This is a genomic window from Mesorhizobium sp. M4B.F.Ca.ET.017.02.2.1 (genome assembly GCF_003998955.1).
Taxonomy (GTDB): Bacteria; Pseudomonadota; Alphaproteobacteria; order Rhizobiales; family Rhizobiaceae; genus Mesorhizobium; species Mesorhizobium abyssinicae.
On the sequence record NZ_RZOF01000259.1, the window covers coordinates 1 to 9,136 of the forward strand.

The following is a 9,136-nucleotide window of genomic DNA, read 5'->3' on the forward strand; positions in this document are numbered from 1 at the left end:
GTGCCCTTCAGTTCGACCACCAGCGGCACGCGGCCGTCGATCAGGTCGAGCGCCTGCTGCAGCGTCGGCACATGATCGGCCGTGCCGCCGACCTTGAGCGCCGAGAGCTCCGCCGCCGTGCGCTGCCAGACGAAGCCGTCCTCACCGGTCAGCCGCTTGAGATCGCCATCATGGATGATGACGGGAACGCGGTCCGACGAGAGATGCACGTCGCATTCGATCGCGTAGCCGCGCTCGGCGGCGGCTGCGAAGGCCGACAGCGTGTTCTCCCAGCGCGTCTTGTTCATGTCGTGGAAGCCGCGGTGGGCCACGGGCCGGGCGGTCAGCCAGGAAAGATCGGTCATGATGTCAGTCCGGCTCATTCGACTTCGAAGATCGCTTCGATTTCCACCGCCGCGTTGAGCGGCAGCGAGGCGGTACCCACGGCGGAGCGGGCGTGCTTGCCGTTTTCGCCCAGCACCGCGACCAGGAAATCGGAAGCGCCGTTGGCGACCAAATGCTGCTCGACGAAGTCGGGCGCCGAGGCGACGAAGACGGTGATCTTGACCAGGCGCCGGATCTTCCCGAGATCGCCGAGCGCTGCCTTGGCCTGCGCCAGGATGTTGATGGCGCAGTATTTTGCGGCTTCCTTGCCGGCCGCCGTATCGACATCGCGGCCGAGCAGGCCGCTCGCCTGCAGCTTGCCGTCCTTGAGCGGCAACTGCCCCGCCGTGAACAGCAGATTGCCGGTCCGGCAATAGGGCACGTAGTTGGCGGCCGGCGCGGCGGCGGCCGGAATCGTGACGCCGAGATCGCTTAGCCGCTTTTCGATTGTTTCACTCATCGTATTTCCCTATTGCTTGAAGACGCAGCGCGAGCCGGGCCGAAATTGCTATTTTTGCCTCGCTTCCGCCACGACTTTTTTTAAGCTGGACCATCTTTCCCTGCGGCCTGCCATCAGCCGCGACGATCGGAGCACCATATGCGCGCAAAGCGCCTAGCATTCCCTGCCATCCTTGTGCCAGCGCTGTTCCTGGTGGCTCCCGCCTTTGCCGTTCCGGCGCTGCAGGCGCATCGCGCGGTCTACGACCTGACCCTCAACAAGGCATCCGACCGCTCCGGCATAACCGGTATTTCGGGCCGCATGGTGTACGAGTTCAATGGCTCGCCTTGCGAAGGCTACACGGTGAAATTCCGCTTCGTCACCCAGATCGTCACCAACGACAACACGCGCCTGACCGATCAGCAGACGACCACTTTCGAGGATGCCGAAGGCAAGACGTTCTCCTTCGTCACCAAGTCCTTCGTCGACCAGAACCTCGACAAGGAGGTCAAGGGCATGGCGACCAGGGAGGCCAAGGGCCTCAAGGTCGACATCGACAAGCCCGAGAAGAACAGCCTGGAGCTCGCCGCCACCCAGTTCCCGACCCAGCATCTGGTGGAACTGATCGGCAAGGCCGAGAAGGGCGAGAGCTTCTATGAAACCAACCTGTTCGACGGGTCGGAAGACGCCAACAAGGTGATGACGACGACGGTCGTCGTCGGTAAGAAGACCGACGCCGACAAGACCGACCCGGAAGCGCCGGCGCTGGCCAAGCTCGCCGCCGACAAATACTGGCCGGTCGACATCGCCTATTTCGACGAAACCGACAAAAGCGGCGAGGAGGTGCCGGAGTACCGGATCAGCTTCAAGCTGCACGAAAACGGCATCACCCGCGACCTGGTCATGGACTATGGCGACTTCTCGATGACCGGCAAGCTGGTCAATCTGTCGCTGTTCGACCAGTCGAAACCCTGTCCCGCATCGAAATAGTCGAAGGCAAATCGACTCGCAGGGCCGTCGGCGCTGAAGAGGGAAGCGGCAGGCCTGATGGCGATCTATGTCGACGCGGCGATCTGGAAATGGGCCGGCCACCGCTGGTGCCATCTGATGGCCGACGACACCGACGAACTGCATCGCTTCGCCACCGAACTCGGCCTCAAGCGTTCGTCCTACCAGGGGCCGCCCAAGACATCGGCGCCGCACTATGACATAACCGGCTTCGAGCGCGACCGGGCCGTGCGGCTTGGCGCCATCGAATGCAGCCGCGAGGAGATCGTTGCGATCTTTCGCCGCGTGCGGGTGCCGAACGGGAAGATACGGCCATGACGCTGACGGCATTTCTGGCTTACTGCGCCGCGATCACGCTCGCCGCCGCCACGCCCGGCCCGGCAATGTTCGCGGTCATCACCAACGGCGTCTCGCGTGGCTTTGTCCGCGCCTTCATGGCCGGTGTCGGCATTGCCGCCGGCGACGCGGTGCTGGTGATCCTGGCGCTGCTCGGCCTGGTGGCGCTGGCCCAGACCTTCGAATGGGTGTTCCTCGTCCTGAAATATGCGGGCGCTGCCTATCTGGTGTTCCTCGGCATCAGGATGTGGCGCTCGGCGGCTGCCCATGCGGAGGCGGCGCAGGCACCCCAGGCGAGGCTCTCCCGCTCGTTTTTCCTTGGCGCCTCAATCGCGCTCGGCAACCCCAAGGCAATCCTGTTTCACGCCTCGATCATGCCGCTGATCCTCGACCTCGACACCATGACGTTCGCCGACGGGCTGCTGGTTGTCGCGGTCGTGATCAGCGTCAACATCGTCACCATGGGCGTCTACGCGGCACTCGCCGGGCGGGCCTCAGGCTGGTTCACGACGTCCAGGCGCATGCGGCTGATGAACAGGTTTGCCGGCGGCGCCATGATCGGCACGGGTGCGCTGATCGTCGCACGCTGATCGGCAGACGGCCGGGGCGCTTGCGTTTGTCGCGCATCCCCTCTATATGCGCGCTCATTCCACACACGGACTTTGGTGTCTGCCCGGGAGAAATCCGGCTGAAACCTCCGGTGGCGTTCGAGGACCACGGTCCGAAAATGCCTGTGTCCGTGGAGGCCAACCGGAAAGGAACTTGAGAATGGCTCTGCCTGATTTCAGCATGCGTCAGCTTTTGGAAGCTGGCATTCACTTCGGCCACCAGACCCACCGCTGGAACCCGAAGATGGCGCCCTACATCTACGGCGCCCGCAACAACATCCACATCATCGACCTGTCGCAGACGGTGCCGCTGCTGAACCAGGCGCTCAAGCAGGTGTCGGACACCGTCGCCAAGGGCGGCCGCGTGCTGTTCGTCGGCACCAAGCGCCAGGCGTCCGAAATCGTCGCCGACGCCGCGCAGCGCTCGGCCCAGTACTATGTCAACTCGCGTTGGCTCGGCGGCATGCTGACCAACTGGAAGACGATCTCGAACTCGATCCAGCGCCTGCGCAAGCTCGACGAGCTGCTGGCCGGCGAGGCCCAGGGCCTGACCAAGAAGGAACGCCTCAACCTCGACCGCGAGCGCGAGAAGCTCGACAAGGCGCTGGGCGGCATCAAGGACATGGGCTCGACGCCGGACCTGATGTTCGTCATCGACACCAACAAGGAAGCGATCGCCATCCTCGAGGCCAAGCGTCTCGGCATCCCGGTCGTCGCCATCATCGATTCGAACTGCGACCCGGACAAGATCGACTTCCCGATCCCCGGCAATGACGACGCGGCCCGCGCCATCCAGCTCTACTGCGACCTGATCGCCAAGGCTGCCATCGACGGCATCGCCCGCCAGCAGGGCGCGCTCGGCGTCGACATCGGCGCCTCGGTCGAGGCTCCGGTCGAGCCGGCGCTCGATGCTCCGGCGGCCGAGACCCCGGAAGCATAAATAGCGAAGGCCGGTTCCGGCCTTCATCTTTCCAATATCTTGGCGCGCTAAGCGCTGTCGCCGGGCGCATCATCGAGAATCGATGGTGCGTCGGCGCATTTGAAACAAAGAGGCGACAATGAGCATTTCGGCTGCACAGGTCAAAGAACTCCGCGACTTGACCGGCGCGGGCATGATGGACTGCAAGGCGGCGTTGAACGAGACCAACGGCAACATGGAAGAGGCCGTCGACTGGCTGCGCAAGAAGGGCATCTCCAAGGCCGACAAGAAGGCCGGCCGCACCGCCGCCGAGGGCCTGATCGGTGTCGATTCCGGCGTGCGCGAGGCTGCGGTCGTCGAGGTCAATTCCGAGACCGATTTCGTCGCCCGTAACGCTGCCTTCCAGGAAATCGTCGCCAACGTCGCCAAGGTGGCGCTCGCCTACGGCACCACCGAAGCGGTGGCCGCCGCCAAATATCCGGGCTCCGACAAGTCGGTCACCGAGACCATCAAGGACGCGGTCGGCACCATCGGCGAGAACATGGGCTTCCGTCGTTCGGCCAAGCTCAGCGTGCCGCACGGCGCGGTGGCGACCTATGTGCACAACGCCGTCGCCGACGGCCTCGGCAAGCTCGGCGTGCTGGTGGCGATCGAGACCACCGGCAACGAGCATGCCGCCAACGCCTTCGGCCGCCAGGTCGCCATGCACGTCGCCGCCACCAACCCGATGGCTCTGACCGCCGAGCAGATCGACCCGGCGGCCGTCGAGCGCGAGAAGGCGATCTTCTCCGACCAGGCGCGCCAGTCCGGCAAGCCGGAGGCGATCATCGAGAAGATGGTCGAAGGCCGTCTGCGCAAGTTCTACGAAGAGGTCGTGCTCCTCAAGCAGGCCTTCGTGCTCAATCCCGACATCACCGTCGAGAAGGCGCTGAAGGATGCCGAGAAGGAGATCGGCGCGCCGGCCAAGATCACTGCCTATCTGCGCTTCGCGCTCGGCGAAGGCATCGAGAAGGAAGAGACCGATTTCGCCGCGGAAGTCGCGGCAGCGGTCAAGAAATAGCCCGAAGCACAAGTAAGGCTACAGAGCTCAGGCAGCACGGCCGGGCGTCCGCGAGGATGCCCGGCCGATTTCTTGTGCGGTATCGATGAAGGCCCTGAGCTTCGGCGCCATCGACGCCCGGCGCGGGAAATAGAGGAACAGGCCGGGTTCCTCGATCGCCGATTGCGGCAGGATCTGCACGAGGCGGTCGGCGGCGATGTGAGCGCGCACCAGCGGCTCGAACACGTAGATGATGCCGACCCCGGCAAGCGCGAGGTCGATCGCGGCGAGCGAATCGGTGACGACTGCCGTGCCGTGCGTCTCCACCGAGACGTCCTTGCCGTCCTCGCTCAGGTCCCAGCGATAGAGCGCGCCGCTGCGCACGAGGCGGTAGCCGACGCAATTGTGGCTGGCGAGATCGGCCACGCTGGCGGGACGGCCGCGTTGTCCGACATAGGCCGGCGAAGCGGCCATCACGGCGCTGAATGGCGGCGTCAGCCGGACCGCCACCATGTCCTGCGCGATCATCTCGCCCAACCTGATGCCGGCGTCGAAACCTTCGCCAACTATGTCGACGAGGCCCTGATCGGCAAACAGCTCGACGGTCACGTCCGGATAGCGTTCCGCCATTGCCGCCACCACGGGCGTCACCGCCAGGGGGATGGCGATATGGGACACGTTGATCCTGAGCAGCCCGGCCGGACGGCCGCCGATGCCGCGGATGCGGTCCATGCGTTCGGCGATGTCCTGCAGGGCAGGGGCCGCCGTCTCGATCAATGCCTTGCCGGCCTCGGTCAGCGAGACGCTGCGCGTCGTGCGGGCGAACAGCGGCTGACCGATCCTCTCCTCGACAAGACGCACCGCATGGCTGACCGCCGACGGACTCATGCCGAGCTCCGCCGCGGCAAGCGCGAAGCCGCCGCGCCGCGCCACGGCGACGACGACTGGCAGATGGCTGAGCAGATCGCGATCCATTGCTGAACGATATCGCATAGTCATTGCGAACAATGCAATCTTATCGATTCTTGTACATAGGCCCACATTGTCGCCAGCACCATCGGCAGCGGGCTGATGTACGAGGAGAAGATGAAATGAATGCGTTGAAGCACGTCACTTTCGCGGCCGGCATTGCGCTGGCGCCGGTCGATGCCGGCGGAGCGGAATCGCCCGACTGGCGCGCGCTCGCCGATGAGCGCTCCGTCATCCGCATCGCCGACGCCATCGACCGCGCCGTCGACGCACAGGACTGGCCGCATGCCCGCAGTTACTTCGCAGATCGCGTCACTGTGGACTTCAGCAGCCTCTCCGGACAGCCGCCGGCCACCATCCCTTCCGACGAGCTGATCGGCACATGGTCGGCGAACCTCAAGGGGAGCAAGACCAGCCTGCACCTGCGCACCAACCACCAGGTGGCATTCGACGGCAATGGCGCCACCGTGTCGTCGAACGGCTACGCCTGGAACCGGATGGAAGGCAATGGCGACCCGCTCTGGGAAGTCTGGGGCACCTACGAACACCACCTGACCCGCACGCAAGCCGGCTGGAAAGTGGATGGGTTCACGTTCCGCATGACGCACGAGCGCGGCAACCCGTGGGTCAAGGCCACTCCCGGCCGCTGAAAGGCGGCGTCAATCTGGATCGGAACAACACCATGACTATGAGCTACTACACGCTCGGCAACAGCGGCCTTCGGGTAAGTCGTCTCGCACTCGGCACCATGACGTTCGGCACCGAATGGGGCTGGGGAGCCGACCGGGAAACCGCCCGCTCGATGTTCGACGCCTATGTCGAGGCAGGCGGCAATTTCTTCGATACCGCCGACCTCTATACCAATGGCACGAGCGAGACCTGGCTCGGCGAATTCGTCGCCGAGCGCGGGCTGCGCGACAAGGCCGTGATCGCCACCAAGTTCACCATGAACACCGAGCCCGGCAATCCGAACAGCGGCGGCAATGGCCGCAAGAACATCATGCGCGCGGTGGAGGCCTCGCTCAGGCGGCTCGGCACGGATTATATCGACCTCTACCTGCTTCACGTCTGGGACAGGCTGACGCCGGCCGAAGAGGTCATGCGCACGCTGGACGACCTGGTGCGCGCGGGCAAGGTGCGCCATATCGGTCTGTCGGACGTGCCGGCCTGGTATGCCGGCCGCGCCCAGGCGATTGCCGAATTGCGCGGCTACGAGCCGGTTTCGGCCTTGCAGCTCGAATATTCGCTCGTCGAACGTTCGATCGAGCATGAGTTCGTCCCCTTCGGCACGCGTCACGGGGCGGGCATCATGGTCTGGAGCCCGCTGGCCAGCGGCTTGCTCAGCGGCAAGTATCGGCCGGCGCAGGCCGGAAATGCCGGCCGGCTCGATGGGTTTCGCAACACCACCCATCCGGGGTTCCAGAAATTCACCGAGCACAACTGGAAGATCGTGGGGGAGCTCGAAAAGGTTGCCGCCGACCTCGGCCGCAGCATGCCGCAGGTGGCGCTCAACTGGGTGGCGACGCAGCCGGGGATCGCCTCGGTCATCCTCGGCGCCACGAAGCTCGGCCAGCTGCAGGACAATCTCGGCGCGCTGGATTTTTCGATTCCCGCCGATCTTCGCGGCAGGCTGGACGAGGCGAGCCGGTCCCCCGCGCCATTCCCCTATTCCTATTTCGGTTTCGAGATACAGGGCCGCGTCACTGGCGGCGCCACGACAGGCGACAAACCTGCGGGCTATGCGTCGCCGGTGCTCATCGAAGGCGAAGCCGTCAGCGTTGCCAGCGACTGATTGGCCGCAGCCGGCGGGCGGGGATTGCGCAGGGGCGCCGCGTGACATCGCGGCGCCCTTCGTGTATCGGAACTCGCATCGCGCCGCTGTTTTGGCGCGGCGCCTGCGCGAGGGCGGCCACCCCAGGCGCATCACACGCACAATGACGAGGTTCAGATGACGGCGAAGCCCCTCTACCGACGTGTCTTGCTGAAAGCGTCGGGCGAAGCGTTGATGGGCGAGCAGCATTTCGGCATCGATGTGTCGGTCGTCGACCGCATCGCCGCCGATATCGCCGAGGCGCGCGCGATGGGCATCGAGGTTGGTGTCGTCATCGGCGGCGGCAACATCTTTCGCGGCGTGGCGGTTGCGTCCAAGGGCGGCGATCGCGTCACCGGCGACCACATGGGCATGCTTGCCACCGTCATCAACTCGCTGGCGCTGCGCACCTCGCTGAATAAGATCGGCGTCGAGGCCGTGGTGCTGTCGGCAATCGCCATGCCGGAGCTTTGCGAGAGCTTCTCCCAGCGCCAGGCCACTGCCTACATGAATCAGGGCAAGGTCGTCATCTTCGCCGGCGGCACCGGCAACCCGTTCTTCACCACCGATTCGGCCGCGGCGCTGCGCGCCGCCGAAATCGGCGCCGACGCGCTGTTCAAGGGCACCCAGGTGGATGGCGTCTACTCCGCCGATCCCAAGAAGGACCCCAACGCGACCCGCTTCGAGCGCATCAGCCATGCCGAAGTGATCAAACGCGGGCTTTCGATCATGGATACGGCAGCGATTGCACTTGCGCGCGAAAACAACATTCCGATAATCGTCTATTCGATCCACGAGAAGGGTGGTTTTGGCGAGATTCTGAGGGGCGGCGGCCGCTGCACGGTCGTTGCGGACGATTGATCCGGAGCGTAATCCGAACCGGAAGCCCGCTAATGAAAGCGACAGCCGGTTTTCGGAACGAGGCTCGAGCACGGGGCCGTTGCCCTGAACAGTGAACCCGGCAAACGGGTCGAGGAGACGATGATGAGTGGTGAGTTCGACGACCTCAAGCGGCGCATGGACGGGGCGATCGCCGCGTTCCGGCATGATCTGGCCTCGCTGCGCACCGGGCGCGCGTCCAGCAACCTGCTCGACGCGATCCAGGTCCAGGCTTACGGCACCTCGATGCCGATCAACCAGGTGGCGAACGTATCCGTGCCAGAGCCGCGCATGCTTTCGGTGTCGGTCTGGGACAAGGCGATGGTCGGCGCCGTCGACCGTGCGATCCGCGAATCCAATCTCGGCTTCAACCCGATCGTCGACGGCACCAATCTCAGGATCCCGCTGCCCGAACTCAACGAGCAGCGCCGCAAGGAACTGGTCAAGATTTCGCACGGCTATGCCGAGAATGCCCGCGTCGCTGTCCGCCATGTCCGCCGTGACGGCATGGATTTCCTCAAGAAGGCCGAAAAGGACGGCAATATCGGCGAGGACGACCACCGCAAGCGTTCCGACCAGGTGCAGAAACTGACCGATGAGATGATCAGCACCATCGACCATCTGCTTTCCGATAAGGAAGCTGAAATCATGCAGGTTTAGGGTCGGTCCTTCACCGGCCCGAAAGCGAGACCATGGCAACGCCCGCGCATGTCGCGATCATCATGGATGGAAATGGACGCTGGGCCAAGGCGCGCGGCATGCCGCG

Annotated in this window: 12 protein-coding genes and 1 pseudogene; 10 read left to right on the forward strand and 3 right to left on the reverse strand. The window is 64.6% G+C overall.

The window, feature by feature from the left end:
- Both EN738_RS24930 and EN738_RS24935 read right to left on the reverse strand, forming a co-directional pair.
- Positions 1-344 (reverse strand): glycerophosphodiester phosphodiesterase family protein (locus tag EN738_RS24930; protein WP_281034325.1); only part of this gene is annotated, 344 nt, incomplete at its 3' end.
- 14 nt (positions 345-358) lie between these two features.
- Positions 359-823 (reverse strand): RidA family protein, encoded by a 465-nt coding sequence (locus EN738_RS24935; RefSeq protein ID WP_127286030.1) that lies wholly within the window; start codon positions 821-823, stop codon positions 359-361.
- 138 nt (positions 824-961) lie between these two features.
- Here EN738_RS24935 and EN738_RS24940 point away from each other — a divergent pair, with 138 nt between their 5' ends.
- The 5 genes from EN738_RS24940 (at position 962) to tsf (ending at position 4,733) form a co-directional block, all read left to right on the forward strand.
- Positions 962-1,792, forward strand: coding sequence for a cell envelope integrity EipB family protein (locus EN738_RS24940; protein ID WP_127286031.1), 831 nt, complete (start codon positions 962-964; stop codon positions 1,790-1,792).
- A 57-nt stretch (positions 1,793-1,849) separates the two neighbouring features.
- On the forward strand, positions 1,850-2,128 hold the full coding sequence (locus EN738_RS24945) for a DUF4031 domain-containing protein (RefSeq protein ID WP_126054457.1): 279 nt from the start codon (positions 1,850-1,852) through the stop codon (positions 2,126-2,128).
- Entirely contained in the window at positions 2,125-2,736 is a 612-nt protein-coding gene (locus EN738_RS24950) for a LysE family translocator (protein ID WP_127286032.1), read from the forward strand. The genes EN738_RS24945 and EN738_RS24950 overlap by 4 nt, the downstream gene beginning before the upstream one ends.
- Before the next feature lie 178 nt (positions 2,737-2,914).
- The gene (gene rpsB / locus EN738_RS24955; protein WP_127286033.1) at positions 2,915-3,694 is read left to right on the forward strand and encodes a 30S ribosomal protein S2; all 780 of its coding nucleotides are present in this window, start codon (positions 2,915-2,917) and stop codon (positions 3,692-3,694) included.
- A 118-nt stretch (positions 3,695-3,812) separates the two neighbouring features.
- Positions 3,813-4,733 carry a translation elongation factor Ts gene (gene tsf / locus EN738_RS24960; RefSeq protein ID WP_127286034.1) on the forward strand — a complete coding sequence of 307 codons (921 nt, stop codon included), beginning with the start codon at positions 3,813-3,815 and terminating at the stop codon, positions 4,731-4,733.
- A gap of 27 nt (positions 4,734-4,760) precedes the next feature.
- Here tsf and EN738_RS24965 read toward each other — a convergent pair whose 3' ends face one another.
- The gene (locus tag EN738_RS24965; RefSeq protein ID WP_127286035.1) at positions 4,761-5,687 is read right to left on the reverse strand and encodes a LysR family transcriptional regulator; all 927 of its coding nucleotides are present in this window, start codon (positions 5,685-5,687) and stop codon (positions 4,761-4,763) included.
- A gap of 116 nt (positions 5,688-5,803) precedes the next feature.
- Between EN738_RS24965 and EN738_RS24970 the strand changes: the two genes are divergently transcribed.
- From EN738_RS24970 to EN738_RS36940, 5 genes and pseudogenes are all read left to right on the forward strand, one after another.
- Positions 5,804-6,331: a nuclear transport factor 2 family protein gene (locus tag EN738_RS24970; protein ID WP_127286036.1), complete on the forward strand. Its 528-nt coding sequence runs from the start codon at positions 5,804-5,806 to the stop codon at positions 6,329-6,331.
- Positions 6,332-6,363: 32 nt separating this feature from the next.
- Positions 6,364-7,473 carry an aldo/keto reductase gene (locus EN738_RS24975; RefSeq protein ID WP_127286037.1) on the forward strand — a complete coding sequence of 370 codons (1,110 nt, stop codon included), beginning with the start codon at positions 6,364-6,366 and terminating at the stop codon, positions 7,471-7,473.
- Positions 7,474-7,629: 156 nt separating this feature from the next.
- Complete coding sequence (pyrH, locus tag EN738_RS24980) at positions 7,630-8,352, forward strand: UMP kinase (protein ID WP_127286038.1); 723 nt, start codon at positions 7,630-7,632, stop codon at positions 8,350-8,352.
- Positions 8,353-8,475: 123 nt separating this feature from the next.
- On the forward strand, positions 8,476-9,030 hold the full coding sequence (gene frr, locus EN738_RS24985; protein WP_127286039.1) for a ribosome recycling factor: 555 nt from the start codon (positions 8,476-8,478) through the stop codon (positions 9,028-9,030).
- Positions 9,031-9,062: 32 nt separating this feature from the next.
- Positions 9,063-9,136, forward strand: a pseudogene (locus tag EN738_RS36940) (isoprenyl transferase); the annotation flags it as partial.